The sequence below is a fragment of the Marinobacter manganoxydans MnI7-9 genome, assembly GCF_000235625.1.
Lineage (GTDB): Bacteria > Pseudomonadota > Gammaproteobacteria > Pseudomonadales > Oleiphilaceae > Marinobacter > Marinobacter manganoxydans.
In genome coordinates this window covers 263,996-289,944 of record NZ_AGTR01000084.1, presented here as the reverse complement: position 1 = coordinate 289,944, position 25,949 = coordinate 263,996, and the positions used below count along the sequence as shown (strand labels likewise).

The 25,949-nt window shown below is 58.1% G+C and carries 22 protein-coding genes and 1 tRNA gene; 16 read left to right on the top strand and 7 right to left on the bottom strand.

Going from position 1 to position 25,949, the window contains the following annotated elements; genetic code table 11:
- The first annotated feature begins 40 nt into the window (after window positions 1–40).
- Complete coding sequence (locus KYE_RS18270) at window positions 41–295, top strand: GrxA family glutaredoxin (protein ID WP_008176407.1); 255 nt, start codon at window positions 41–43, stop codon at window positions 293–295.
- An 87-nt stretch (window positions 296–382) separates the two neighbouring features.
- On the opposite strand, the gene KYE_RS18265 is transcribed toward KYE_RS18270, so the two are convergent.
- Entirely contained in the window at window positions 383–1,645 is a 1,263-nt protein-coding gene (locus KYE_RS18265) for a 6-phosphofructokinase (protein WP_008176405.1), read from the bottom strand.
- Window positions 1,646–1,800: 155 nt separating this feature from the next.
- On the opposite strand from KYE_RS18265, the gene mpl reads away from it, so the two are divergent.
- The 5 genes from mpl (at window position 1,801) to KYE_RS18240 (ending at window position 8,975) form a co-directional block, all read left to right on the top strand.
- Window positions 1,801–3,195, top strand: a complete 1,395-nt coding sequence (gene mpl / locus KYE_RS18260) for a UDP-N-acetylmuramate:L-alanyl-gamma-D-glutamyl-meso-diaminopimelate ligase (RefSeq protein WP_008176404.1) — start codon at window positions 1,801–1,803, stop codon at window positions 3,193–3,195.
- Window positions 3,196–3,241: 46 nt separating this feature from the next.
- Entirely contained in the window at window positions 3,242–3,889 is a 648-nt protein-coding gene (locus tag KYE_RS18255; protein WP_008176401.1) for a flavin prenyltransferase UbiX, read from the top strand.
- A 122-nt stretch (window positions 3,890–4,011) separates the two neighbouring features.
- Entirely contained in the window at window positions 4,012–5,151 is a 1,140-nt protein-coding gene (locus tag KYE_RS18250; RefSeq protein WP_008176400.1) for an acyl-CoA dehydrogenase family protein, read from the top strand.
- A gap of 82 nt (window positions 5,152–5,233) precedes the next feature.
- The gene (locus KYE_RS18245; protein WP_008176397.1) at window positions 5,234–6,976 is read left to right on the top strand and encodes a protein adenylyltransferase SelO; all 1,743 of its coding nucleotides are present in this window, start codon (window positions 5,234–5,236) and stop codon (window positions 6,974–6,976) included.
- Window positions 6,977–7,091: 115 nt separating this feature from the next.
- Window positions 7,092–8,975, top strand: coding sequence for a hypothetical protein (locus KYE_RS18240; RefSeq protein ID WP_008176395.1), 1,884 nt, complete (start codon window positions 7,092–7,094; stop codon window positions 8,973–8,975).
- Window positions 8,976–9,103: 128 nt separating this feature from the next.
- Here KYE_RS18240 and KYE_RS18235 read toward each other — a convergent pair.
- A tRNA-Leu gene (locus tag KYE_RS18235) sits at window positions 9,104–9,190 on the bottom strand.
- Between the two features lie 251 nt (window positions 9,191–9,441).
- Between KYE_RS18235 and rnr the strand changes: the two genes are divergently transcribed.
- The 8 genes from rnr (at window position 9,442) to alr (ending at window position 17,763) form a co-directional block, all read left to right on the top strand.
- The gene (gene rnr, locus KYE_RS18230; RefSeq protein WP_008176393.1) at window positions 9,442–12,018 is read left to right on the top strand and encodes a ribonuclease R; all 2,577 of its coding nucleotides are present in this window, start codon (window positions 9,442–9,444) and stop codon (window positions 12,016–12,018) included.
- Between the two features lie 15 nt (window positions 12,019–12,033).
- Window positions 12,034–12,771, top strand: coding sequence for a 23S rRNA (guanosine(2251)-2'-O)-methyltransferase RlmB (rlmB, locus tag KYE_RS18225; RefSeq protein ID WP_008176391.1), 738 nt, complete (start codon window positions 12,034–12,036; stop codon window positions 12,769–12,771).
- Window positions 12,772–13,016: 245 nt separating this feature from the next.
- On the top strand, window positions 13,017–13,433 hold the full coding sequence (rpsF, locus tag KYE_RS18220) for a 30S ribosomal protein S6 (RefSeq protein WP_008176389.1): 417 nt from the start codon (window positions 13,017–13,019) through the stop codon (window positions 13,431–13,433).
- 25 nt (window positions 13,434–13,458) lie between these two features.
- On the top strand, window positions 13,459–13,689 hold the full coding sequence (gene rpsR / locus KYE_RS18215; RefSeq protein ID WP_007154918.1) for a 30S ribosomal protein S18: 231 nt from the start codon (window positions 13,459–13,461) through the stop codon (window positions 13,687–13,689).
- Between the two features lie 26 nt (window positions 13,690–13,715).
- Window positions 13,716–14,582, top strand: a complete 867-nt coding sequence (locus KYE_RS18210) for a hypothetical protein (RefSeq protein ID WP_008176381.1) — start codon at window positions 13,716–13,718, stop codon at window positions 14,580–14,582.
- 20 nt (window positions 14,583–14,602) lie between these two features.
- Window positions 14,603–15,049, top strand: coding sequence for a 50S ribosomal protein L9 (gene rplI, locus KYE_RS18205; protein ID WP_008176379.1), 447 nt, complete (start codon window positions 14,603–14,605; stop codon window positions 15,047–15,049).
- Window positions 15,050–15,280: 231 nt separating this feature from the next.
- A complete protein-coding gene (gene dnaB, locus KYE_RS18200) occupies window positions 15,281–16,687 on the top strand; it encodes a replicative DNA helicase (protein WP_008176377.1) in 1,407 nt (468 codons plus the stop codon).
- The gene (gene alr, locus KYE_RS18195) at window positions 16,687–17,763 is read left to right on the top strand and encodes an alanine racemase (protein WP_008176374.1); all 1,077 of its coding nucleotides are present in this window, start codon (window positions 16,687–16,689) and stop codon (window positions 17,761–17,763) included. Before dnaB ends, alr begins: the two co-directional genes overlap by 1 nt.
- Window positions 17,764–17,780: 17 nt before the next feature.
- Here the strand turns inward: alr and KYE_RS18190 are convergent, their stop codons facing one another.
- Window positions 17,781–18,137 (bottom strand): hypothetical protein, encoded by a 357-nt coding sequence (locus tag KYE_RS18190; RefSeq protein WP_008176372.1) that lies wholly within the window; start codon window positions 18,135–18,137, stop codon window positions 17,781–17,783.
- Between the two features lie 149 nt (window positions 18,138–18,286).
- On the opposite strand from KYE_RS18190, the gene KYE_RS18185 reads away from it, so the two are divergent.
- Complete coding sequence (locus KYE_RS18185; protein ID WP_008176370.1) at window positions 18,287–19,165, top strand: SDR family oxidoreductase; 879 nt, start codon at window positions 18,287–18,289, stop codon at window positions 19,163–19,165.
- Window positions 19,166–19,192: 27 nt separating this feature from the next.
- Here KYE_RS18185 and fnr read toward each other — a convergent pair whose 3' ends face one another.
- The 3 genes from fnr to ylqF form a co-directional block, all read right to left on the bottom strand.
- Complete coding sequence (gene fnr / locus KYE_RS18180; RefSeq protein ID WP_008176368.1) at window positions 19,193–19,942, bottom strand: fumarate/nitrate reduction transcriptional regulator Fnr; 750 nt, start codon at window positions 19,940–19,942, stop codon at window positions 19,193–19,195.
- 139 nt (window positions 19,943–20,081) lie between these two features.
- Complete coding sequence (fabB, locus tag KYE_RS18175) at window positions 20,082–21,290, bottom strand: beta-ketoacyl-ACP synthase I (RefSeq protein WP_008176366.1); 1,209 nt, start codon at window positions 21,288–21,290, stop codon at window positions 20,082–20,084.
- Between the two features lie 121 nt (window positions 21,291–21,411).
- Complete coding sequence (gene ylqF / locus KYE_RS18170; protein WP_008176364.1) at window positions 21,412–22,281, bottom strand: ribosome biogenesis GTPase YlqF; 870 nt, start codon at window positions 22,279–22,281, stop codon at window positions 21,412–21,414.
- A 242-nt stretch (window positions 22,282–22,523) separates the two neighbouring features.
- On the opposite strand from ylqF, the gene KYE_RS18165 reads away from it, so the two are divergent.
- Complete coding sequence (locus KYE_RS18165; protein WP_227497878.1) at window positions 22,524–22,988, top strand: Spy/CpxP family protein refolding chaperone; 465 nt, start codon at window positions 22,524–22,526, stop codon at window positions 22,986–22,988.
- A 435-nt stretch (window positions 22,989–23,423) separates the two neighbouring features.
- Here KYE_RS18165 and KYE_RS18160 read toward each other — a convergent pair whose 3' ends face one another.
- Window positions 23,424–25,910, bottom strand: coding sequence for an efflux RND transporter permease subunit (locus KYE_RS18160; RefSeq protein WP_008176361.1), 2,487 nt, complete (start codon window positions 25,908–25,910; stop codon window positions 23,424–23,426).
- Between the last annotated feature and the right edge of the window lie 39 nt (window positions 25,911–25,949).

Below are 25,949 nucleotides of genomic sequence, written 5' to 3'. Positions count from 1 at the left end.
AGTCCCGAAACATACAGCCAGAGACTTTAGGGAGGTGTTTATGGAGCAGGTCACGATCTATGGCCGCTCGAGTTGTGGTTTCTGCGTGCAGGCAAAGCGTCTGTGTGAGGCCAGGAACATTCCCTACGTCTGGGTCGATATGATCGAGAAGGGCATGAGCAAGCAGGATATCGCGGACAAGATTGGCCGGCCGGTTTATACCGTGCCGCAGATTCTGGTGGGCAACCAGTACGTGGGTGGGTTTGATCAGTTCTACGCCTACATGCGCGACCAGCAATCGGAGCTGGCCCGCTAACCATCTGCGTGTAGTGCCTGAACAATGAAAAAGCCTGACAGAGCTACTCTGTCAGGCTTTTTGCTTTCCGGTACGCTGTTCGTTCGGTTACAGCTGGAACTCGGTCTTCAGTTTCTTCTCGGTCAGCGTGTTCTGGAGTTTGGCAACACGCGGCAGGCCGTTATCGAATGGCGGGAAACTCTCACCGGCAATCAGAGGTTCCAGGTAGTCCCGGCAGTCCTGGGTGATACCAAAGCCATCGTCGGTGATGAAGTGGATCGGCATCTTTTTCTCCTGGTTTGCCACTTCGCTCAGCGGGGCCTCACCGATCTTCCAGACGTAAGGTTTGCCCTGTTCGCGGACGATCGTGGGCATCAGAGCCTGCTTGCCGTCGAGTGCCATTTCCACGGCGGCCTTGCCAACCGCATAGGCCTGCTCCACGTCGGTGGCGGAGGCAATGTGGCGGGCACTGCGCTGGAGGTAGTCGGCAACGGCCCAGTGGTATTTGTGGCCCAGGGCCTGCTTGACCATATTGGCCAGGGCCGGAGCAACACCGCCCAGCTGGGTGTGGCCAAACGCGTCCTTGGCTCCGGCGTCCGCCAGGAAGCGACCATCTTCGTACTGGGCACCTTCGGAGGCCACGACTACACAGTAGCCATACTCTTTCACGCAATGATCCACGCGCTCAAGGAACGCGTCGCGATTAAACGGGATTTCCGGGAACAGGATGACGTGGGGCGGTTCGCCCTCGCCCTGTCCTGCCAGGCCGCCGGATGCGGCAATCCAGCCGGCGTGGCGACCCATTACTTCCAGGATGAACACCTTGGTGGACGTTTCGCACATGGACTTGATGTCCAGGCTGGCTTCCAGGGTGGACGTGGCAATGTATTTGGCAACCGACCCGAAGCCCGGGCAGCAGTCGGTGAACGGCAGATCGTTGTCCACGGTCTTGGGCACGCCGATGCAGGTAATTGGGTAGCCCATCTTGTCGGCGATCTGGGAAACCTTGTAGGCGGTGTCCTGTGAATCCCCACCGCCGTTGTAGAAGAAGTAGCCAATGTCGTGGGCCCGGAACACCTCGATAAGGCGTTCGTACTCGCGCCGGTTCTCGGAAATGTTCTTGAGCTTGTGACGGCAGGAGCCGAAGGCGCCGCCCGGGGTGTGAATCAGTGCCTGGATGGCATCGTCGCTTTCGAGGCTGGTATCAATCAGTTCTTCCTTCAGCGCCCCGATAATGCCGTTGCGTCCGGCAAACACCTTGCCGATTTTGTCCGGATGCTTGCGGGCGGTCTGGATGACGCCACAGGCACTGGCATTGATGACGGCGGTGACACCGCCGGACTGAGCGTAGAATGCATTCTTGATGGCCATCTCGGGCTGGAGCCTCCTGCTGGTTCGACAATGGCGCAGATGATACGCCAATCGACGGCAATTTTCATGAGCAGGATTGCGGATAGCGTGGCTCTTGACGGGGTGGGGCGGATACGGGAGGCTTGTCGGGTTTCAACTCAGAGGGCAGTTGCCGAATGCACATTCATATCCTCGGAATCTGTGGCACTTTCATGGGCAGCCTGGCCGTTCTGGCCCGGGAACTCGGCCATACGGTGACAGGCTCCGATCAGGGTGTTTATCCACCCATGAGCACCCAGCTGGAGGCTCAGGGTATCAGTCTGATGGAAGGGTATAGCCCGGATCACCTGGAGCCGAAACCGGACCTGGTGCTCATCGGTAACGCCATGTCCCGCGGCAATCCGGAAGTCGAAGCAGTGCTCAACCGCAATATCGACTACATGTCCGGGCCCGAGTGGCTGAGCCGCGAGGTGCTCAGGCACCGTTGGGTCATGGCGGTAGCCGGTACCCACGGCAAGACCACAACCACGTCCATGCTGCTCTGGATCCTGGATCAGGCCGGGTTTGAACCGGGCTATCTGGTGGGCGGTGTTCCCCGGGACTTTCACGTGTCGGCGCGTCTGGGCAACAGTGACTTTTTTGTAATCGAAGCAGACGAGTACGACAGCGCCTTTTTCGACAAGCGCTCCAAGTTCGTCCATTACCGCCCCCATACCCTGATCCTGAATAATCTGGAATTTGATCACGCCGATATCTTCGAAAACGTCGAGGCCATCGAGCGGCAGTTTCATCATCTGGTCCGGACCGTCCCTTCCCAGGGCCTGATTATCCGTCCCGCGGTGGATGGCCACCTGGACAATGCCCTGGCACTGGGTTGTTGGAGCCCGGTCCAAGACACCGCCATTGGCAGCGAGACCCCGCGCATGTCGGACTGGCGGGCCGAGCTGCTATCGGAGGATGGCAGCCGGTTTCTTGTGATTCACCACGAACAGCCGGTGGCAACGCTGAAGTGGGATCAGACCGGTCTTCATAACGTCCGCAATGCTCTTGCTGCCATTGCTGCCGCCCGCCACGTGGGCGTCACCCCAGACCATGCGGTGGCCGCCCTGTGCCGGTTCTCCGGCGTCAAACGGCGGATGGAGTTGCTGGCGGACATAGACGGGGTGCGTGTATACGACGACTTTGCCCACCATCCTACGGCCATTGCCACCACACTTGAGGGCTTGCGCAACCAGGTGGGTGATGAACCTATCCTGGCATTGATTGAGCCGCGCTCGAACACCATGAAGCAGGGCGTCCACCAGCAGACACTGCTGCCCAGCGCGGAAATCGCGGACCGGGTTCTGTGGGCGAACCTGAATGACATGGAGTGGCTGCCCGAACTGATTGCCGGTTGGCAGGCGCTGAATACCGGTTCCGATCGGCACCGGGTAGACGCTACAGTGGAAGATTTGCTGGCGCGCACCCTGGAAGATCTTCCCAGCCCCTGCCACATTGTGATCATGAGCAACGGCGGCTTTGGTGGTATTCACGGTAAACTTATTGCCGAGCTTGAGCGTATCCGTGGCTGATCCGGCGCAACCGGCGACTCCCCCTGACTGACAAGTGGCGATATTCATGACCAACGACCATAATCGGCCAACGACCGTTAACCTGGCCTTCACTGGCGCGTCCGGTGCCCAGTATGGCCTGCGCCTTTTGCAGTGCCTGGTCTCAGCAGGCTGCCGGGTGAATGTGATGGTCAGCCGGGCTGCGCAGGTGGTGATCGCCACGGAAACCGATCTAAAACTGCCGGGAACGCCGCCGGCGATGCAGGAAACATTGTCTGCCTATGCGGGTGCAGAATCGGGGCAGGTTCTGGTGTTTGGTCGGGAAGACTGGTTTGCACCGCCGGCTTCCGGCTCCGGGGAGAAAGCGCCACTGGTGGTCTGCCCCTGTAGTACCGGAACGCTCTCGGCCCTGGCGACCGGTGCCAGTAACAACCTGATTGAGCGGGCCGGAGATGTCGCGCTGAAAGAGCGTCGTACGCTCATTCTGGTTCCCAGGGAGGCACCTTTCTCCGAGGTGCATCTGGAGAATATGCTGAAACTGACCCGCATGGGTGCCGTCATCATGCCGGCGAGCCCCGGCTTCTATCACAAGCCCCAGTCGCTCGAGGATCTGGTGGATTTTATTGTTGCCCGAATCCTTGATCATCTGAACCTGCCCCAAGACCTGATGCCCCGATGGGGCGAAGCCCGAGCCGAGGACAAGCGCAAGGGCTGAGGCTGCTCTAAGCGATGGTTTTGGCCAGCCCGATTGATGCTTTTCATCATTGAGCAAACCGGGCTCCGGGCAGAGACTTGGTGAACGACAAACACAACACAGGTTATTCACCGAGGTTCACCATGATTCCACGCACTCTCTTCGACGCCGACCTTGAAGGCTTTCGCGATTCTGTCCGCAAGTTCCTGGAGCAAGAGGCAACGCCTTACCATGATCAGTGGGAGAAAGACGGCCAGGTTAGCCGCGAGCTCTGGCAGAAAGCCGGTGAGCTGGGCTTCCTTTGCCCATGCCTGCCGGAAGAGTTCGGCGGTGTTGGTGCGGATTTCCGGTACAGTGCGGTGTTGATCGAAGAGGTAGCCAGGGCCGGCTTGACGGGCATAGGCTGGGGCCTGCACTCTGACATTGTTGCACCTTACGTGCTCAACTACGGCTCCGATGAGCTGAAAAATCATTATCTGCCCAAACTGGCCAGCGGCGAAATGATTGGCGCCATTGCCATGACAGAGCCGGGTGCCGGCTCGGACCTGCAGGGCGTGAAAACGACGGCGGTGAAAAACGGCGATCATTACGTGCTGAACGGTTCCAAGACCTTCATCACCAACGGCCAGCTTGCTGACGTGGTTATTGTTGTTGCCAAGACCGACCCCAAGGAAGGCGCCAAAGGCATCAGCCTGTTCATGGTGGAAACCGCGTGGGAAGGTTTCGAGAAAGGCCAGAACCTGAACAAGGTGGGCATGAAGGCCCAGGACACCTCCGAGCTGTTCTTCCAGGATGTGAAAGTACCTGAGAAGAATCTGATCGGCCCGGGCGAAGGCCAGGGCTTTTTCCAGCTGATGCAGGAGCTGGCGGCCGAGCGCCTTCAGGTGGCCCTGGGTGCTGTTGCCGCAGCCGAAGCCGCCTGGCAGTGGACCCTGGATTACGTCAAGGAGCGCAACGCCTTCGGCAAGCCGGTGATTGCGTTTCAGAATACCCGCTTCAAGATGGCGGAAATGAAGGCGGAAATTACCGCTGCCCGGGTGTTCACTGATCGGTGCCTGGAGCTACATCTGGACAAGAAGCTCGACATCCCCACCGCGGCGATGCTGAAGCAGCTCACCACAGACCTGCAGTGCAAAGTGATGGATGAGTGTGTTCAACTTCACGGCGGCTACGGCTACATGTGGGAATACCCGATCGCACGGGCCTGGGCGGACTCAAGGGTGCAGCGGATCTACGCCGGCACCAATGAAATCATGAAGGAAATCGTTGCCCGTTCATTCTGAACCCTCGCCACGGGGGCTGGTCATAAGGGCAAGTGAGGGCATTGCTGGCACTGCCCGTTTCCTTTGATCAGGAGAGGCACAGATGAAACAGCCGTTGTCGCGAGAAACCGGTTTCGAGGTGACCAACCTCGAAGAACTTGCACCGATGGCCGATTATTCCCTGATGGATCATCTTACCCCTGATCCTGACGCCACGTCTGATGGTGTTGACCATCGGCCAAGGCAGGTCTTTTCGGGGCATTATGTGCCGGTCAGGCCCACGGCCATCGAAACCCCTGAATACGTTGCCCACAGTGAGGATTTGTTCCGCGAACTGGGCTTTGCCGACAGCCTGGCCCAGTCCGACGACTTTATCCGGATGTTCTCCGGCGACCTCTCGCTTGTACCGGAGCCGATGCGAAAACTGGGCTGGGCCTCTGGCTACGCGCTTTCCATCTACGGCAACGAATACACCCAACAGTGCCCGTTTCAGACCGGCAACGGCTACGGAGACGGTCGTGCCATTTCGGTACTCGAAGCCGTTTTCAACGGTCGGCGCTGGGAAATGCAGCTCAAGGGTGGCGGGCAGACCCCGTATTGTCGCGGTGGCGATGGCCGCGCCGTTCTGCGTTCCAGCGTTCGTGAATTCCTGGCGCAAGAGCACATGCACGCCCTGGGTGTGCCAACCTCGCGATCACTGAGCCTCTATGTCTCGAAAACGGAGCGGGTGCGACGTCCCTGGTACTCCGAGGGCTCACATTCCCGGGATCCCGACCAGCTCGTTTCGGAGCCGGTTGCCATTTCCACCCGCGTTGCGCCTTCCTTCATCCGGGTTGGCCAGCTTGAACTTTTTGGTCGCAGGGCCAGAAAACAGGAGCACCCTCGAGCGATCGAAGAGCTCGAACAGCTGGTGCTGCACCTGATTGATCGGGAGTACAGCGGGGTCATTGACCAGACGCTCGCGACTCCCACCAAAGTCGTCATGCTTGCACAGGCGTTCCGCGGCCGCCTTGCCTCGCTGGTCGCAAACTGGATCCGAGTTGGCTATTGCCAGGGCAATTTCAACAGCGACAACTGCGCCGCTGGCGGCTTCACACTGGATTACGGGCCCTTCGGCTTCTGCGAAGTGTTTGAGCCGTTTTATCAACCGTGGACCGGTGGCGGACAACACTTTGCTTTCCTGAATCAACCGGCGGCCGCCGAGCAGAACTTCAAGAGTTTCTGCTCGGCCCTCCGTCCACTGCTCAATGGCCATGAAGACGAACTGGCTCAGCTCGACGAGATTCAGAAGGGTTTTCCGGAGGTGATGCAGGCGGAAATGGAAAGGATGTGGTCAGCGAAACTGGGGCTGAAAGATTTTGACGCCGAACTCTTCCGGGAGCTGATGATGCTGATGACCCGCACCCCGGTGGATTACACCATTTTCTTTCGTGAGCTGTCCTCGGTACCCGACGACATTGAGCCACTAAAGCAGAGCTTTTACAGGTCACTGGATGAAGCGGGAGGAGCTGATTCGGAAGGGCTGCTCAAGCGGTGGTCCGAATGGCTTGCCAAGTGGAAATGCCAGATTGGAATCGACGGAGCGGGCAACGGTTCCCGGCTCCGCGAGGAGCGCTCCCGGGACATGAAACTCGTGAACCCGAAATACACCATGCGCGAGTGGTTCGTGGTTCCGGCTTATCAGCAAGCTGCTGACGGTGATTATCTGCCACTGAGGGAACTGCAAAAAGTATTGAATCAACCCTATGACGAGCAATCGGATGGGGTTGAGCATCGCTACAACCGTCTGAAGCCTTTCGAGCTGTTCGATCTCGGCGGGTTTTCCCATTACAGCTGTTCGTCGTGAAGAGTGTCCCGTCTGGTTACCAAACTTTACAAATTGCCAAACCTATCAAGGTCTCCGATCACCACATCCCCTAAAGTAGCGGCACAACCTCTAACAAGGATAAACGGTTGCCGCGATGAAACGCCTGATAGGTTTCTCTGTGTCTGTTCTCTACCTCGCTCTGGCCGGTTGCGGCGAGGAATCCGATGAACTGCCCGTGGACGGGCGGGATTTTGATGGTGTGGAGTACAGTGAGCCGGCGCCCTATACCGGCAAGGTTATCGACGGATACCTGAACAACGCCCGGGTCTGGCTGGATATGGATGGCGACAGCCAGTTTACGCCGGGGCCCCTGGTCATCGAACTGGATAACGGGGCAGAAGTCACCCTTGCCTCGGGTGAGCCCACGGCAATGAGCGGTACCGGTGGCCGTTTCACAATCGACATCTCGGAGTTGGTTCTACCCCCTTCCGTGGGCCCGGACCTGGATCCCAGGGACTATCCGTTACATGCAGTCGCCCTGCCGGGTAAAACCCTCGAGGAAACACGCAACGGCGAGGTGCCGGTGGCCAGCGCCTATCTGATGTCGGCGCCTCCCGGTGTCCGCAATATCACGCCACTGACAACACTGGCCCGTTACCGGGGCGTTGTCGGGCTGGGTTCGTTCCTGGAAACGCCATCTGGCGTTGCTGCCAGCCTGGCGGACCTGAATCTGGTGCGGGATTACATTCTCGCCCAGGACGACCGCTCACACGCCTACGCCAGGGCATTGGCAAGATTCATGGCCAGTCAGATCCCCGATGCCTACAACGACCTGCTGGCAGCAGAGAACAGTGACGGCACGGAGCGATTCCTGAGCAGGGAAGCGGCGTTTCTGCTGGGCGTCTCTCTGATTCAGAATGCCGCGGACGTTATTGCGGTGGTCGATACTGCTGCTCAGGGTGACTTTGCCAATGTCGATGCCGACGCCCTGACCCTGCCCGAAGTGGATGTGGAGTTGAGCGATCCTGTGCTGCTCACCGGCCAGAAGGTATACGCCGAGCCTTCCAGCCAGGACACCCTGCCTGCCAATCGTTCAGGCCTGCAGATCTCCGCCGAGCTGGCCTTCGATTACAGTGAGAGCGGGCGTCTGCTATCCGTCTCGGCGAATGGCTGTCTGTCACCGTCCATGCCGGAGTTGGCGCGCCTGATTGGTGTAAATGGTTATATGGCGAACCTGCACACCCAGTGGCTACCCTCTGCCGCACTGTCGGAGCAGAGCCGCTTGAATTTCGATGAAGACGGAACGGATGAGCGTCTCATTTTCGACTGGGACAGCCGCCGTGCCTATTTCGAAACCAGTACCACCTGCCATCAGTATCGCGGGATTTCAGCAGGCTCGACTGAACTCGGCGGTAACCCCGAGGTAACCTACAGCTGGACAAAGGACAGTGGTGAGCTGGCCGAGCTGGTTGCAGAGTATGGCACCGGCAAGACCCGCACGCTGGTTCCGGACATGGCGAATTCGTCTTCTGTATTTCCGGGTTACCGGCTTTCAGAGCAGGGCAGTGAGGTGGAGGCCGTGACGTTTGCGGTCGGCATCAGTAACTGCACCCCGCAAGAGGATGCCGTGGACGCGAATCAGGTTGTCACTGGCGTTCAGCCTTACCAGTTTTCGGGCTACGACCCTCAGCCCGAGGGTTTTACCGATACCGTCCTGGAATTCGACCGCAGGGAGTTTTCCGGCCCGGAGCAACCGGATCTTCGACTGCTGCGATACGGATTCCTCGATCCCGATCGTCTTGGGCTAGACAGGGTAACCGGGGATGGAAGTTTCGAGTGGGTGATGAATTACCCGACAGCAGGCGGGCCGGGCTTCGTTGCTGAACAACCGAATCTTATTCGTGATGCCTACATGACGCGATATAGTGCGGGCGGTGACTGTGGCCGCGAGTTCGAGGGCATTCCCAGCTCCGCGTATGCGCGGGTGGAGTATAGCTATCAGCGTTTGTCTGAGTATCTGGTTGAACTGCTGGAATAGGTACTATTGAGCGGGATTCTTTTCTGGCTGCAGGGAGCGCGTGCACGGGAGTAACAGGAGTTGGCTGTGCTTCAAAGAGAGTCAACATGTGGCCGGTTGGCCAATTTACCACTTCCTGAGGGAGGAAATGGTGCCGAGGAGAGGACTTGAACCTCCACGGGGTTGCCCCCACTAGCACCTGAAGCTAGCGTGTCTACCAATTTCACCACCTCGGCAGGTGATTTGCAGAACCTTAGCTTGTTGAAAACTAAACGTTTCTGCCAACGTTGAGGTGTGTGCCTCAACCGATGGCGCGTACTTTAATAATTCCGGCCTGGGCTGTCAAACATTTTTTCGCAAAAAGAATGGCAGGTATTTATGCCTATTCCGGGCAGGTTGATAGGCAGGACCTCCATCCCAACGTTATACTCGTTGCAAACGAATCTATACTGTGCCGCGTTGGTGCAGCCTCAGGACAAGGATCCGAATGGTTTCCAGGAAGAAAAACGACCGGGATCCTCACGCCAGCCGTGAGGCCCAAAAATACGATAATCCTATTCAAAGCCGGGAATTTATCCTCTCGCATCTCAAGGATCGCGGGGCTCCCGCAACACATGAAACATTGTGTTCCGAGCTTGGTCAGTCTTCGGAAGAGGGTATTGAAGCCCTTCGGCGGCGTTTGATCGCCATGTGCCGGGATGGACAACTGATCTGCAATCGCCGTGGCGCCTACCTGCCCATTGAAGAAGCGGATCTGGTTACCGGTCGCGTGATCGGACACAAGGATGGCTTCGGGTTTCTGGTGCCGGACGATGGCGGCTCCGACCTGTTTCTTACAGCCCGCCAGATGCGTCAGGTGTTTCACGGTGATCGAGTGGCTGCCCGGGTAGATCGGGTGGATGACCGCGGTCGACGTGAGGGTGTGATTGTCGAGGTTCTTGAATACCGGACCAGCCAGACAGTAGGGCGTTTTTTCCAGGAGAGCGGTATCAGCTTCGTGGTTCCGGAAAATGCGCGGATCAACCATGAGGTACTCATTCCCCAGGAAAATTGCGGCAACGCCCGTCATGGCCAGTACGTGGTGGTGGATATTGTTCGTCAGCCTACCGTACGCACCCAGCCATTGGGCAAGGTTGTTGAGGTGCTGGGAGAGCATATGGCGCCGGGAATGGAGATTGACGTTGCCATTCGTTCCTACGACATTCCCCATAGCTGGCCGCCCGCCGTGGGCGAGCAAACAGCCGCAATTCCGGAAGAAGTCACAGAAAAAGACAAGGTCAACCGGAAGGATATCCGCAATCTCAGGCTGGTAACGATCGACGACGAGACGGCACGGGATTTTGATGATGCCGTGTATTGCGAGCCAAGGGCCCGTGGTGGCTATCGTCTGTTGGTTGCAATTGCCGATGTTTCCCACTACGTCCGTCCAGGTACACCATTGGACGAAGAGGCGGTAAACCGCAGTACGTCGGTTTATTTCCCGGATCACGTTGTGCCAATGCTGCCGGAAAAGCTGTCCAACGGCCTGTGTTCGCTGAACCCGGGGGTCGACCGCCTCTGCATGGTGGCCGATATGACCATCAGCGCCGCTGGCAATATCAGCAGCTACAGTTTTTATCAAGCGGTCATGTTCAGTCATGCGCGGCTTACCTATAACAAGGTAAGCACCATGCTGGAGCACCCGGACACCGAACAGGGCTACAAGCTGTGTGAGCAATACGCCAACGTGCTCCCGCAGTTGCACAATCTTTATGGCCTCTACCAGTTGTTGCGTAAGGCCCGTACCGAGCGTGGTGCAATTGACTTCGAAACTACCGAAACCAAGATTGTGTTTGACGCCGATCGGAAGATAGAAGAGATCGTTCCGGTGCAGCGCAATGACGCCCACAAGATCATCGAGGAATGCATGCTGTGTGCGAACGTTGCCACAGCGCGATTCCTGAAAAAACACAAACTGCCGGCACTCTACCGGGTCCATGATGGCCCGTCAGAAGAGCGACTTAATGCAGTGCGGCTGTTCCTGGGTGAGCTGGGTCTGCAATTGGGGGGTGGCGATAGCCCCACGTCTGCGGACTATCAGGAGCTGCTGAACAGTATCAAGGATCGCTCGGATGCCAATGTGATCCAAACGGTTATGCTGCGTTCGCTCAGCCAGGCCGTCTACAGTCCGGAAGAGGGTGGCCATTTTGGCCTTGGCTATGCAGGCTATGCCCACTTTACGTCGCCGATCCGGCGTTATCCGGACCTCATTAATCACCGGGCCATCAAGTCGGTTATTCACGGCGGGCAGCCTTCCAAGGATGTGGTTCCGCCACCGAAGCCGGATCCCGAGCTTGCCGAATATCCTTACGATATGGCCCGGATGGAGCAGTTGGGTGAGCACACCTCGATGGCAGAGCGCCGTGCCGATGATGCCACCCGTGACGTCATGGCCTGGCTGAAGTGTGAGTACCTCAGTGATCATGTCGGTGAGGAGTACGACGGTGTCATTGCGTCCGTTGTGCCCTTCGGTTTCTTTGTGGAGCTTTCTGGCGTCTACATAGAGGGGCTGGTGCATGTGTCGACGCTCAGCGGTGACTTCTTCCATCACGATTCAGCCAAGCATCGCCTCATCGGTGAGCGCACGGCAATGAGCTTCCGGCTTGGTGATGAGGTCCGTGTGAAAGTCGTTCGGGTTGGAATGGAAGATCGCAAGATCGACCTGGAGCTGATCAGCGAGCCCGTGCATCGACAGGCAGATCGCGACGCGCTCAAGGTTCCAGATAAAGGCGAGCGAGGAAAGGGCAAGCGCGGCCCCGGCAAAGGTGGCAAGCCGCCCGGCAGAGCCAAGCCTGGCCAGAAGGGTGCATCATCCGGCGAGCCTGGCCTGAAGCGCCCGAGGAAACGCCCGGCGTCGGCGTCATCGAGGAAAAAGGCGCCTGAGGCCTTCGATGATAACGAAACGCCATCTGCCAGAGATGAGCTGGTTGCAAAGGCTGCGAAACTTGCCCTGAAAAAAGGCAAGAAGGGCAGTGGCGCTGGCAAAGACGACAAGAAAGCCAAGCCGCGAAAATCAGGCAAGTAACAGGAATCAGAACCAGTGTCCGGAGAGTTTGTGTTTGGCTGGCACGCGGTTGAGGCTGTCCTCAAGCGCGAGCCTGAGCGTCTTCAGCAGGTCTGGATCCAGACCGGCCGGCAGGATAAGCGGGTCAAGAGCATTACCGACACCCTGGACAGCCTTGGGGTGAAATGGAAGGTCGTGCACCGGAAGGAGCTTGATGAGCGGGTGTCCGGTGTCCATCAGGGTGTTGTGGCGGCTGTCAGTGAAAGCCGGGAATGGACCGAAGATGATCTGCTGGCCCAGTTGGCCGCCAGTGACAAGCCACCGTTCCTGCTGGTACTTGATGGCGTAACCGATCCTCACAATCTTGGTGCCTGTATGCGCACCGCCGACGCGGTTGGTGTTCAGGCGGTTATCGTGCCCAAGGACAAGTCTGCGTCACTGACGCCGGTTGCCCGAAAGGTCGCCTGTGGGGCTGCCGAGACGGTGCCCTTTGTGCGGGTCACCAACCTTGCCCGCTTTCTGCGCAGTTTGCAGGATCAGGGGGTCTGGCTGATTGGCACCGCCGGTGAGGCGGACGCCACCCTTTACCAGGCTGATTTCAAGGGGCCGGTAGCGCTGGTGATGGGCGCCGAAGGCAAGGGTATGCGCCGGCTCACCCGCGAGCACTGCGATCAGCTGATCAATATCCCCATGCTCGGCCAAGTAGACAGCCTCAACGTCTCTGTGGCTACGGGTGTTTGCCTATACGAAGCACTGCGCCAGCGGCTTGGTTAACCCTTGCACACAGGGCCTTCCCCGCCTAGAATACGTGACCCCTTTTTTAAGGGGTGGTTTTGTATTGCCTGATTGCAGGCAATACCGGGCCAAGCTTTTGATCAAGCCTTTCTCGTAAAGCCTTAGTGATAAAGCAAAAAGAAACCGGCAGCAGCAGCTGTCAACTCCTTGCTTTCATGTTTGTCGGTCGCGGGTTCAACGCCGTGTCGGTAAAAAGGAAGCTGTTTAAACCGTAGGGAGAACTCATGCGTCACTACGAAATCGTTTTTATGGTACATCCGGATCAGAGCGAGCAGGTGCCCGCGATGATCGAGCGTTATACCGGCGTCATCACTGAAGATGGCGGCAAGGTACATCGCCTGGAAGATTGGGGCCGTCGTCACCTGGCATACCCGATCAACAAGATTCACAAGGCTCACTACGTACTGATGAACGTTGAATGTTCACAGGCCGCGATGGACGAGCTGACTCACAACTTCCGTTTCAACGATGCAATCATCCGCGACATGATCCTGCGCCGTGATGGTGCGGATACAGACCTGTCCCCGATGAAAGCTTCCGAGTCCCGTGAAGACCGTCGTGGCGGCGATGATCGCCCGCGTCGTTCAGCCGAATCTGACGAGCCACGTCAGCGTGCTGAAACCCAGGACGAAGAAGAGTAATTAACCGGAGTTGAGGAGTTAAGTTATGGCTCGTTTTTTCAGACGTCGTAAGTTCTGCCGCTTCACGGCAGAGGGTGTTAAGGAGATCGATTACAAAGATCTGGACACCCTGAAAGGCTACATCACTGAAACCGGCAAAATCGTGCCCAGCCGCATCACCGGCACCAAAGCACGTTATCAGCGTCAGCTGGCTACCGCTATCAAGCGTGCCCGCTACCTGGCACTGCTGCCGTACTCGGACAGCCACGATAACTAAGTAACAGAAACACAGGACTTGGGACCATGCGTGCACTTGCACAGTATGTAATGCGCGGTCCCTTCCAGGCCGGCGGGGTAGCAGCAGTCACGACTGCAGTGCCCTTGTTGTTCTGGATTGGCGCAGCCGTTGTCGGCCTGGTTATTCTCAGGCTTGGCATCAGCCAGGGGCTCAATATCGGGCTCTGGGCATTACTTCCGGCGCTTGGCTGGAGCATTTTCGGGCAGGACCCGACCGCTCTGGCTGTATTGCTCCAGGTGATGCTCATGGCGTCGCTGATCAGAACCACGCAGTCCTGGGAAAAAGCCCTGCTTGCGGGAAGTTTTCTCGCAATCGTCACAGGCCTGATGTTGCCTGTGGTCTACCCGGGCTTGCTGGATGATCTGGTCCAGGCCGGGGTGAGCTTTTACCAACAGTACAATGCCGAAATCGCGCAGAGTCTCGGCGATGACCTCGACAGGGTTATCCGCGACACGATGAACGCGAGTATGGCCGGCACCTACCTGGCAACGGGTGTGGGCATGACCATGCTGGCGCGGTCCTGGCAGGCGGGGCTTTATAACCCCGGTGGGTTCCGCAAGGAATTCCATAGCCTGCGGCTGTCGGCGCCGATTGCGGTGTTGTGTGCAGTGACCATGGTGGTTGGTCCGATCCTCGGGCTGAATTCCATGTTGCTTGCCTGGGCTGCGGGAACACCGCTGTTCCTGGCCAGCCTGGCACTGGTACACGGCGTTGTTGGTTTGAAAAAGCTCAGTGGGAACTGGTTGGCGATGTTTTATGTAGCGCTGATCCTTTTGGGCCCAAGCCTGATGATTCTGTTAGTGGTTCTGGCTTTTGTGGATAGCTGGCTGGATATCCGGAGGCGTATAAGCCCTGCCGGGCCGGCTGAATAAAGCACGAAGAGGTTAACGAGATGGAAGTTATTCTGCTCGAGAAAGTTGCAAACCTTGGCTCCCTGGGTGACAAGGTAAAGGTTAAGGCCGGTTACGGTCGTAATTTCCTGCTTCCTTATGGCAAGGCTGTACCTGCCACTGAAGCAAACCTGAAGGCGTTCGAAGAGCGTCGTGCCGAGCTTGAGAAAGCAGCTGCTGAGAAGCTGTCTGCTGCCCAGGCCCGCGCCGAGGCCCTCGAGGGTGCCGCTTTCACCATCAGCTCCAAGGCCGGTGAAGAAGGCAAGCTGTTCGGTTCTATCGGTGTGCGCGACATCGCTGACGCGATCACTGCCGGTGGTACCGAAGTAGAGAAGAGCGAAGTTCGTCTGCCGGAAGGCCCGATCCGGGTGACTGGCGAGTACGAGATCGAGCTTCAGCTGCACTCCGACGTTGAAGTAAGCGTCAAGCTGGCGGTTGTTGCCGAGTAAGCCGTTTTCTCTGGAAACGGTGCTGGGGTTGCCCCGGCTCTGGTAATACGCTGGTGGCCTCACTGCCTCTTTGGAGGCGGGTGCCGGCCAACCTGACAGGCCCGAACCGCATCTTGCGGCTTTCGGGCCTGTTGCTTTCTGGTATGCTGTTAAGTCCCTGTAACCCCCTCCCATTGCTTCGGCAGGTCGCTTAAACTGTCGTGGTTATGATGTGGAACTGAAGATGTGTTCATGGCCAAGCCCAATCTGAAGCCCGCGAGTACCGATCTCGAAACCAGCCGGATCAAGGTTCCCCCTCATTCTGTCGAAGCAGAGCAGGCAGTCCTGGGCGGCCTGATGCTGGACAATCGCCGGTTTGACGAGATCTCCGAGGTGATTTCGGCCGCCGATTTTTACCGACAGGACCACCGGCTGATCTTTGGCGCTGTGGAGCGCCTTGCCAGTGAGAGTGAGCCTCTGGATGTGGTAACCCTCGCCGAATTCCTGGAGCGGGCCGGTGATATCGAAGATGCCGGTGGTTTGTCCTATCTGGCCGAATTGGCCGAGAAAACCCCAGGTGCCGCGAACATCCGTGCCTATGCCGATATCGTCCGCGAACGCTCCATTCTGCGCCAACTGGTGGAGGTGTCCGGCAAGATTTCCGATTCGGCCTTTAATCCGCTCGGGCGAAACAGCAATGAGATTCTGGATGAGGCTGAGCGCAGCGTTTTCCAGATTGCCGAAGCGCGGGTCAAGGAGGGTTCCGGGCCGCAGGCAATCAACCCCATTCTTGCCAAGACCCTGAGCCGGATTGAGGAACTGTTTGAATCCGGCGAGCAGACCACCGGTCTGACCACCGGCTTCAAGGATCTGGATGATCAAACCTCGGGCATGCAGCCTTCGGACCTGATCATCGTGGCGGGTCGCCCCTCCATGGGTAAGACGACCTTTGCGATGAATATTGTCGAGAACGCCCTGATCAGCACCGGCACGCCGGTTCTGGTGTTCAGTATGGAGATGCCGGCGGATGCCCTTGCTATGCGTATGCTCTCGTCGCTCGGGCGCATTGACCAGACCAAGGTTCGCGGCGGCAAGCTGGAAGAAGACGACTGGCCCCGGCTGACGTCGGCGGTGAGCCTTCTGAAAGACAAGCCGCTTTATATCGACGATACGCCGGGCCTGAGCCCCACCGAGATGCGTTCCCGGGCGCGCCGTATTGCCCGGGAAAACGACGGCAAGATTGGCCTGATCATGGTCGACTACCTGCAGCTTATGCGGGTGCCCGGCAACACCGAGGGTCGGACCGCTGAGATCTCTGAAATTTCCCGCTCACTGAAGGGTATCGCCAAAGAATTGAGTTGCCCGGTGGTGGCCCTGTCCCAGCTTAACCGGAGTCTTGAACAACGGCCCAATAAGCGCCCGGTGAACTCGGATTTGCGGGAATCCGGCGCCATCGAGCAGGACGCCGACGTCATCATGTTTGTGTACCGGGATGAAGTCTACAACGAGGACACCCCGGACAAGGGCATTGCCGAGATCATTATTGGTAAGCAGCGGAACGGCCCCATCGGCACCATCCGACTTGCGTTTATCGGCAAGTACACGAAATTCGAAGATCTGGCCCACGGTGATTACAGCGACTACGGCGGGGAGTATTGATGCCCCGCAGTACGATTGCCCGGATTGATCTGGGCGCCTTGCGCCGGAACTTCCAGACTGCCCAGCGGCGGGCAGGCGGGGCCAGGGTGATGGCCGTGGTGAAAGCCGATGGCTATGGCCACGGTATCGGGCCGGTGGCTTCGGCGCTGGATAGCCTGGCGCCGAAATACGCAGTGGCTTGCCTGGAAGAGGCGCGTGCCATTCGGGAAACAGGTCTGATACAGCCGGTCGTCCTGCTGCAGGGTGTCCATGCTGAAGCCGATATCGATGAATGCGCCCGGAATGGCTTTGAGCCGGTTTTCCACAGTTTCCAGCAACTGGCGTGGCTGGAGCGCCTGGAGAATTGGCCCGCTTTCTGGCTGAAAGTGAATAGCGGTATGAACCGTCTCGGCTTTCATCCGGACGAGCTGGCCGGGGTAATGAGCCGGTTACAGGCCATGAGCGCTGATACAGAGCTACTGGGGTTCGTCACGCACTTTGCGTGCGCCGACGATCCCGACAGCGCAATGACGGCGCAGCAGACTGCGGTGTTTGAAAAGGCCACGTCTTCTTTTCCGGATTTAATGAAGAGCGTTGCCAATTCGGCCGCCCATTTTCGACCGGGCCAGCCGATGTTTGACTGGAGCCGCCCCGGAATCATGTTGTATGGCGGCTCACCAATGGTGGGCACGACCGGTCCCGAACTTGGCCTGGAGCCGGTAATGTCGCTTGAGGCCCCCTTGATCAGCACCCGCTTGGTGCCGGCGGGCGAGTCGGTTGGCTACGGTGCCAGCTGGGTTGCCGACCGCGACACCCGGATGGGAATGGTGGCGATTGGTTACGGTGATGGTTACCCCCGGCATGCCGGAACCAACACGCCCGCCGCCATCAATGGTCAGCGAATCCGGCTCATCGGGCGGGTTTCCATGGACATGCTGGCCGTTGACCTGACCAATGCACCGGATGCAAAGGAAGGCGACAGTGTTGAACTGTGGGGTCGCACCGTGGGTGTCGACGAGGTGGCCGCATGCGCTGGCACCATCTCCTATGAGCTTATGACCGGCATCACCGGGCGGGTGCCAAGGCAATACCGGTAGCACTGCAGGGCGTTTCGCTAGCCCTGTTCCGGTTCGTGAATGATTTCCTCGATAAAGTCGAGAATGGCAGCGAGGCTGCGGTCGTCCAGTTTCTTGAGCACTTTGTGCACGACCATCTTGCTGCCCTTGAGCATGCTGCTGATGCCCATCTTGGCCATGCCCATCATCATGTTACTGGCATGCAATCGCCGAAGCGGCTCCAGGAAAAAGAAGTCCAGACCTTCTTCGGTCATGTCCACAATCAGGTTGAAGAGCTTGTCGATGGCTTCCTTGTCGGCCTTGCCGCGTTCGCGCAGTTCGCCGACGGTATACAGGGCCCGGGTTCGCAACTCATCAGGGATCGGCGCCACAATGTGGCTCTGTTGTTTCAGCATGACAGTTCCTGTTGTTGTATGCTCTTGAAAGAAATAGCAAAGCATTAAATTCAGACTGCATCAGTGTAGGCGCCGGAATCCAGAAGCCATTGGCCAAACCGGTTCCGAAATAACGTCACATCAGTGATATCGGGAGGCATTGAATCCTCGTGCATGTACTTGTTGTTCACGATTACGGCCCTTTGGGGAAGGTTTTGCTGGAGCGCTTGCGGGCAACGCACCTGCACGTCAGCCCTTTGCTTGTCAGCGATCCCTCCAACGCCGATCTTGATGCACTGGAGAACTGGATTCCCGAAGATACCGACCTGATCGTAAATGCACTCTGGATGGCCGATCCGGAGGTCGCCGAGAATGATCCTGAGGGCGTCCATATGGCGGCATTCTCGCTACCCGTGGCCATGGCCGAGTTTGCACGTGATCGTGGTATGGCGCTGCTCCAGCTGTCCTCCTGCTACGTGTTCGATGGCCGGAAGCAAAGCGGGTACATCACTTCCAATCCGGGGCAGCCGGTGAATGAGCTGGGTAACTGGCAATGGGAGTGCGAGCAGGCCCTGCGGACCCTGTTGCCTCGGCATATTATCCTGCGGACCGGCTGGAGCCTGGCACGGTTCATCCGGAAGGTGCAGGCCAGTACGGCTGCCGGTGAAATACTGTCACTACCCGGACGATGCCGGGGGCAACCCGTATCGGTCCGTGATCTGGCCAGGGTAATCGAGGCTGTGGTTCTGCAACTTGATTGCGGGGCCGAGGTCTGGGGCACCTATCAGTACGCCGGTGCCGAGGAAATCAATCTGTACGAGCTGGGCCTGGCGATTGCCGGGCTGCCTGGGATTCCCGAAGGGATCCGGGTGGTGGACGAGGTGCCCGAGTGGGGCCATCTTGAGCCGGTCAATACCACGCTGATCTGCACCAAGATCCGCAATACCTTCGGCATCAAGCAGATGCCCTGGCGCTCCGGCCTGGTGGATGAGCTGACGATGCTGAAAAAGAATAACGGCAGGGAAGTGGAGAGTGAGCCCGCCGGCTAGTGGCAACGGCGGGCAAAACGCAGTTTCTCAGTTATTGCACTGGCGGGAGAATTCCCGGCTGACCATCTGCAGGGCTTCGATATCCAGAAGTTCGACTTCCCGACCCCGGGCCTTGATGATGCCCTGATTCTGAAAGCGCGTGAATACCCGGCTTACCGTTTCGACGGCGAGGCCCAGGAAGTTTGCGATGTCGTTCCGTGCCATGGGCAGACTGAAGTTGGTCGGCGACATACGGCGGCGCTGGAATCGGCTGGACAGCGACAAGAGCAGTGCAGCAATGCGCTCTTCAGCGGTGTTCTTGCTCAGTAGCATGGCCAGTTGATGGCTGTTTTGTATCTCCTGGCTCATCAGATGATACATGTGGTGCTGCAACTCGGGCAGTTTGCCGGTCAGCTCCTCCAGTTTCTCCATTGGGAACTCACACACTCTGGTTCGTTCCAGAGCCTTGGCGGTGCACGCATAATGTTCACTGCCAATGCTGTCCAGGCCTACCAGCTCTCCGGGCATGAAAAAGCCCGTCACCTGTTCCTCGCCATTCTCGGTAATGATCGACGTCTTTATGGAGCCGCTTTTTACCGCAAAACAGGAGCGGTAGGGCGTGCTCTGGTCGAAGATGTGTTCACCACGGTTGAAGATCCGCCCCTGCTGGACAATGTCTTCCAGCCGGTCGAGGTCATTCTCTTCAATTGCCAGGGGCAGGCACAGGTTGCTCAGACTGCACTGGTGGCAGGACGCCTTGAGGGGAGATGCCTGACGAAACGGAATTGCTTGAGCCATACGTGATAATCCGTCCGATTTGATCCATGTCAACTATGTACCTTAATACGGATGGCCGTCTTTGCCAATAATCAAGCTGGATGATCTTAGAATATATTTTTAAAAAATAAGGGCCCGCAGGCCCTTATGCATCGCGGTTTCAGAGCTTCTCGAATACCAGGGACGCGTTGGTTCCGCCGAATCCGAAACTGTTGGACATCACGGTGTTCAGCGAGGCTTCCCGACCTTCAGGGCCTACAAGCGGAATATCGCTGATTTTCTCGTCCGGATTGTTCAGGTTCTTGGTGCCGGCAATGAACCCGTTCTGCAGCATCAGCAGCGAGTAGATGGCCTCCTGAACACCGGCAGCGCCGAGCGAATGACCAGAGAGTGATTTGGTTGAGGAAATGGCCGGGATGTCGGAACCGAAAGTGGCCCGCACCGCGCCCATCTCGGCAACGTCGCCAACCGGGGTGCTGGTGCCGTGGGCATTGATGTAGTCAATCTTGCCCCGGATGGTGGCCATCGCCTGCTTCATACAGCGCTGGGCACCTTCGCCCGACGGCGCAACCATGTCATAGCCGTCCGAGGTGGCGCCGTAGCCGGTCAGCTCGGCAATAATGTTGGCGCCGCGTTTCTTCGCGTGTTCCAGTTCTTCCAGCACCATCATGCCGCCACCGCCGGCAATCACGAAACCGTCACGGCCGGCATCGAAGGGGCGGGAAGCCGTTTCAGGGGCATCGTTGTATTTGGTGGACAGCGCCCCCATGGCATCGAACATCATGGTCAGGCTCCAGTCCTCTTCTTCACCGCCGCCGGCGAACACGATGTCCTGCTTGCCAGCCTGGATCTGTTCCATGGCGTGGCCGATGCAGTGGGCGCTGGTGGCACAGGCCGAGGACATGGAGTAGTTCACGCCACGGATCTTGTAGGCGGTGGCGAGGCAGGCGGACACCGTGCTGGTCATGATGCGGGGGACCATATAGGGCCCGATGCGCTTCACGCCTTTCTCGCGCATGATGTCGGTGGCTTCCACCTGGCTTGAGCAGGAAGCGCCGCCGGAGCCGGCGATCAGGCCGGTGCGGTCGTTGGAGATCAGGTCTTCGGTCAGCCCCGCCTGGGCGATGGCCTGCTCCATGGACAGAAAACTGTACATGGCGGATGGGCCCATGAACCGGCGGATTTTGCGATCGATAACGGATGTGTCCACATCCACCGAGCCTGCAATCTGGCTCCGGAAGCCCATTTCCTTATAGGTTTCGTTGAAGCGGATGCCTGATTTTCCATTCTTCAGGCTCTGGGTGACCTCGTCCAGTGAGTTTCCGAGGCAGGACACAATGCCCATGCCGGTGACGACGACGCGTCTCATAAGTTCCTCCTTTCCGACCGGCCGAAATGGCCGATCCTGCGATCAATAACATTATTTGACAGTCTAGGCGCTTTGGCCCGGATACGATATTTGACCTTGGTAAGGGGAGCTCAGGAGGCGCTCAGTCTGCCGCCTCCTCGGCGGCCCGGGCTTCGCGTTCGACCATTTCCGGGGTTTCCAGGGAAATGCGTCCCAGCTTGCCCGACCGGAATTCGTTGAGAAGTACCTCCGAGACCTTGTGCAGGTCCGGAACGCCGCCCCGCCCGAAAAATCGGCGTTTCGCGGCAATGCCATCCATCAGCGCCAGGGCATCTCTCGGCAGTTCCTCAAAGCCGTAGCGGGCCCGCACAAGCTCCGGGTAGGCTTCCAGCAGGTACTCGGCCTCGAACATGGCGACATCCTCAAAATCCAGCACCGCGCTTCGAATGGCCCCGGTCACCGCCAGACGGTAACCACAGGCTTCAGGAGACAGTTTTGGCCAGAGGAAGCCGGGGGTGTCGTAGAGCAGAATGTTGTTGGGCAGCTTGATGGCCTGCTGCGCCCTCGTTACTGCCGGCTCGTTCCCCGTCTTGGCCGCAGGGCGTCCCGCCAGTGTGTTGATCAGGGTGGACTTGCCGACATTCGGAATGCCCAGGATCATCACCCGCAATGCACTCTTCTGGCGATCGTGACCGGGCGTCATCTCTTCCGCCAGCTTGAGGATGGACAGTGCTTCATTGCGCTGGTTGTGGGTAAGCGTGATGGCGCGTACCCCACGTTCTTTCTCGAGCCAGGCTAACCACTGCTCGGTAATTTCTGGATCCGCCAGGTCGCGCTTGTTCAATACCTTGATCAGTGGCGTATCACCACGAAGGGCCGGCACGAGCGGGTTTTCGCTACTGAAAGGAATACGCGCGTCAACCACTTCGATGATGAGATCCATCTGCGGCATGACTTTTTTGATCTCCTTGCGGGCCTTGTGCATATGCCCTGGAAACCAGTTAATGGCCATCTTGTCTACTCCGGATGTGGTTAAACGGCGCCATTATGAAGGGGAATGACCAAACTTTCACATTTGTTTGAATCCGCGCGTGTGGCGGCTTTTGGCGCGGGATACTGAGAAGTATGTACAAAAAGAGGGCTGATCGGGGTGAAAAACCGTATCCGTATGTTTTAGGGTGTAGTCCCTGAACGATGAAACCAATGTATGTCGGTGGTATTCAGATTGTGGCCACCCTGTTAACGGAGACGTTTATGAAGCTTGTAAAACTGTTCGGTACTGCCCTGGTAGCCCTTAGCCTCTCGGTTCCGGCCGTGGCCCAGCAATCCGGTGGCCAGCCGGATCAGGTTGATCAACTGGCACAGATGGTGGGGCTGACCGATGACCAGCAAACTGAAATCCGTGCCATCATCGACGAGATGCAGGGCGAAATCGGCGAACTCCGCCAGGAAGCCCGTGCACTGCAGCAGCAGATGCAGGGTGAGATCAAATCAGACTTTGATGAATCCGCTATCCGCGAGCAGGCCAAAGAACTGGGTGATGTGACCGGCGAGATCGCTGCTCTGTCCACTCTGATGCAGGCGAAGGTCGACAGCGTTTTTACCCAGGAGCAGCGCGACGAGCTGGATAAGCGTATGCAGCAGATGCAACAGCAAATGCAGCAGCGTCGTCAGATGCAACAACAGATGCAGCAGGGGCAAGGTCAGGGCATGCAGTGATCCTGCTTTCCCTTTAGCTGGGTTGGAGAAGGGCCGCATCTTTTGGTGTGGCCCTTTTTTTGTGCCCCTAGCCTGCTGGTTTTGGGGGAGGAACTGCGGTGTGGCGCCCTCCCAAAAACCGCTACGAGCACATCCATGTGCGCTTGGCTGTGGCCATCCCTGGCCACAGACATTTTTGGGAGGGCGCCACACCCCTGTTCTTCGAACGATTCAGTCATCGCTCACTGCTCAACTGCTTGTCGGGGATATTGGGTGCGGAGTGTCTTCCTATAACTCCTATTTCTGAAGCTTGGCAGGTGTAGGCCTTTGCCAGAATGTCGGCGGCCAAGGATGGCCGACGTCAAGCGCACATGGATGTGCTCGTAGCGGTTCTGGCAAAGGCCTACACCTGCCGAGCCACCCTCTAACCTAGAAGGCTAGGAGCCCAGCCCAAACCTACACCCCCGAGCCAAAGGGCTTAACTAGAACAATGAGCCGAGGAAGCAGCGTAAGCGCCCCAACCAGAGCCATGAACATGGCAAACCCCGTAAACAACCCGAAGTAGATGGTCGGGATGAAGTTGGACAGCACCAGTATCGAGAACCCGGAGATGATGGTCAGCGACGTGAAGAACATGGCCTGGCCGATGCTTCGGTGGCAGCGGTGCATGGTGGCGATATAGTCGCCGTCTTTCTGGAACTCGGTTTTGAAGCGGTGGATGTAGTGGATGGTGTCGTCCACGGCGATGCCGACGGTAATGGCCGCCACGGTGATGGTCATCATATCCAGGGGAATGCCCAGCCAGCCCATCAGGCCGAGCACTGAGCCGGCGGCGATGAGGTTCGGGGCGATGCCGATCAGGGCCAGTTTCAGGGAGCGGAACAGGATCAGGAACATCACCATGATGGCCGCGAAGACCACGCCGATGGTTTTGATCTGGGAATCGAACAGGCTTTGCAGCATGTTGTTGTACATCACGGTCATGCCGGCAAAGAGCACCTGATCTTCCGAGTAGCCCAGTTCCGTGGTCAGGTGATCGTGGATTCGGTTCAACAGCTCCTGTCGACGCAGTTCCGGCATGGTTTCCAGGATCCGGATGCTGAATCGGGCCTGGTCGTGCTCCTCGGAGATGTAGGGTGTCAGCAGGGTATCCTGCAGGTCATCCGGAACCGCAGCGGGTACAAACGCCAGTTCCAGGGCGTCCAGGGGTTCGCCCTGGTTGATTTGGGCGAGGATATCCAGCGTGGTGTTGATTGAGAGCACCTTGCCGGTCTCCGGTAGGCCGTCCAGGTAGTTGTGAACCGCTTCCAGTTCTTCCATTTTCTGGTAGGTGTACCAGGTATCCCGGTATTCCTCTCCGGCACCGCAGTCCTCCACGAACGGGTCGCAGTCACTGGCAAACGGGTCGCCGCCGCTCGCGCCTTCCGGTGGCGGATCGTCGGTGATAACCACGTCCAGGGGCGTGGTACCGCCCAGGCGGTTGTCGATGGTGATCATGCCCTGATGGATTTCGGTGGACGATTTGAAATAGTCGATAAAGCTGTTTTCCACCGTCAGCTTGTTCAGGCCGACTACGCAGAGCACCGCAATCAGGCCGGAGCCGACCAACACTGTCTTGCCGAAGTGTTCCGTGAACCGCGCAAAAGCATCGGTGAAGGGAACCCTGTCAGAGGTAACCCGGCTGTCCAGTGGTGGTGGCAATAGGGTGAGCAGGGCCGGGAAAACAATAAAGGTGATGAGAAAAGCCACGGTCAGGCCCAGGGTCATCATCCAGCCGAAATCGATGACCGGGCGAATGCCGCTGAAGGTGAGCGAGCCGAAGGCGACAATGGTAGTGATGGCCATGTAGAAGCAGGGCTTGATCATCGCCATTACGGTGTTGCGCAGGGTGTCTCTGGCGCTTGCCTCGGGCTCGTCGTGCTGGAATTCCCGGTAGCGGACGATCAGGTGGATGGTGAGCGACAGGGTCATGATCAGCAGCAGGGAAATAAAGTTGGATGAGATAACCGTCACCGGCCACTGGGCCCAGCCCAGGAAGCCGACCATCAGCCAGACGGTAAAGCTGCAGCACAACAGCGGCACCAGAACCCAACGCCACTGCCGGAAAATGATGGCCAAAGTGAGCAGCAGAAAAGCCAGGACGCCAAGCCCGAAGGTCGAAAGGTCGTTTTCGATGAAGCGGATCATGTCCGCCACAATCATGGGCACCCCGCCCAGGTGGATGTCCGCGCCGTCGCGGTAGGTGTCGAGAATGGAGCGAACCGTGCGGATGGTGGCATCGCGCTCGACCCCGAGGGTTTCGGTAAAGTCGATGAAATCCTGTTTTACCCGTTCCAGTTCGGCCAACTCGGCCTCGGAGGCTTCGCCGGCATCGGCCTTGTCTCTCAGATCGTTGCGTTTTCTCAGCAGTTCAAAATAGCGATCCGGCGTGGGCAGGTTGACCTGTATGGCAGTGGTTCGCCCGTCTTCGCTGATCAGCAGGTTGGGGTAGAGCGGATTGTTCAGAAGCGCCTGGCGGGCTGTGTCCGGCGTTACATCGTGGTCGTCCAGGGTCTTGATCTCGCTGTCCACGGTATCCAGCGTCAGATCCGGGCTGTGGAGCAGGGGTACGTTCAGGATGCTGTTGGTGGAGCCTACGGCTTCCAGGCCTTGCAGCTCATCCCGCAACGCGCCCAGCCTGGCCAGGCCTTCCTCAGAGAACAGTTCGTCTTCGGGGGTGTAGGTGACGATCAGAAAATCGTCGGAGGTGGTGAAGCGGCGGTTTACCTGGCGGTACTGTTCCAGGGAGCGGTCGTTTTCCAGCACCAGGGATTCGGCGGAAGCGTCCAGGCGGAATTCGCCAAACTTGACGGCTGCGAGGGCCAGCAACAGGGCAAAAGCCGCGAGGATAATAAAGGGATGCGGAAAAATCAGGCGGTCATACAGGGCGCGAAGACGATTCATGAACAACTACTCTGCCAGTTCAAACGAGTGCAGAGTGTG

Excerpts from the sequence above, each read along its gene's own strand:
- mpl (WP_008176404.1), top strand. The coding sequence starts at position 1,801 with ATGCACATTCATATCCTCGGAATCTGTGGCACTTTCATGGGCAGCCTG.
- rplI (WP_008176379.1), top strand. The coding sequence starts at position 14,603 with ATGGAAGTTATTCTGCTCGAGAAAGTTGCAAACCTTGGCTCCCTGGGT.
- rpsF (WP_008176389.1), top strand. The coding sequence starts at position 13,017 with ATGCGTCACTACGAAATCGTTTTTATGGTACATCCGGATCAGAGCGAG.
- KYE_RS18165 (WP_227497878.1), top strand. The coding sequence starts at position 22,524 with ATGAAGCTTGTAAAACTGTTCGGTACTGCCCTGGTAGCCCTTAGCCTC.
- KYE_RS18255 (WP_008176401.1), top strand. The coding sequence starts at position 3,242 with ATGACCAACGACCATAATCGGCCAACGACCGTTAACCTGGCCTTCACT.
- KYE_RS18190 (WP_008176372.1), bottom strand. The coding sequence starts at position 18,137 with ATGCTGAAACAACAGAGCCACATTGTGGCGCCGATCCCTGATGAGTTG.
- KYE_RS18160 (WP_008176361.1), bottom strand. The coding sequence starts at position 25,910 with ATGAATCGTCTTCGCGCCCTGTATGACCGCCTGATTTTTCCGCATCCC.
- alr (WP_008176374.1), top strand. The coding sequence starts at position 16,687 with ATGCCCCGCAGTACGATTGCCCGGATTGATCTGGGCGCCTTGCGCCGG.
- KYE_RS18265 (WP_008176405.1), bottom strand. The coding sequence starts at position 1,645 with ATGGCCATCAAGAATGCATTCTACGCTCAGTCCGGCGGTGTCACCGCC.
- rnr (WP_008176393.1), top strand. The coding sequence starts at position 9,442 with ATGGTTTCCAGGAAGAAAAACGACCGGGATCCTCACGCCAGCCGTGAG.
- KYE_RS18270 (WP_008176407.1), top strand. The coding sequence starts at position 41 with ATGGAGCAGGTCACGATCTATGGCCGCTCGAGTTGTGGTTTCTGCGTG.
- KYE_RS18240 (WP_008176395.1), top strand. The coding sequence starts at position 7,092 with ATGAAACGCCTGATAGGTTTCTCTGTGTCTGTTCTCTACCTCGCTCTG.
- rpsR (WP_007154918.1), top strand. The coding sequence starts at position 13,459 with ATGGCTCGTTTTTTCAGACGTCGTAAGTTCTGCCGCTTCACGGCAGAG.
- fnr (WP_008176368.1), bottom strand. The coding sequence starts at position 19,942 with ATGGCTCAAGCAATTCCGTTTCGTCAGGCATCTCCCCTCAAGGCGTCC.
- ylqF (WP_008176364.1), bottom strand. The coding sequence starts at position 22,281 with ATGGCCATTAACTGGTTTCCAGGGCATATGCACAAGGCCCGCAAGGAG.
- KYE_RS18245 (WP_008176397.1), top strand. The coding sequence starts at position 5,234 with ATGAAACAGCCGTTGTCGCGAGAAACCGGTTTCGAGGTGACCAACCTC.
- fabB (WP_008176366.1), bottom strand. The coding sequence starts at position 21,290 with ATGAGACGCGTCGTCGTCACCGGCATGGGCATTGTGTCCTGCCTCGGA.
- dnaB (WP_008176377.1), top strand. The coding sequence starts at position 15,281 with ATGGCCAAGCCCAATCTGAAGCCCGCGAGTACCGATCTCGAAACCAGC.
- KYE_RS18210 (WP_008176381.1), top strand. The coding sequence starts at position 13,716 with ATGCGTGCACTTGCACAGTATGTAATGCGCGGTCCCTTCCAGGCCGGC.
- KYE_RS18250 (WP_008176400.1), top strand. The coding sequence starts at position 4,012 with ATGATTCCACGCACTCTCTTCGACGCCGACCTTGAAGGCTTTCGCGAT.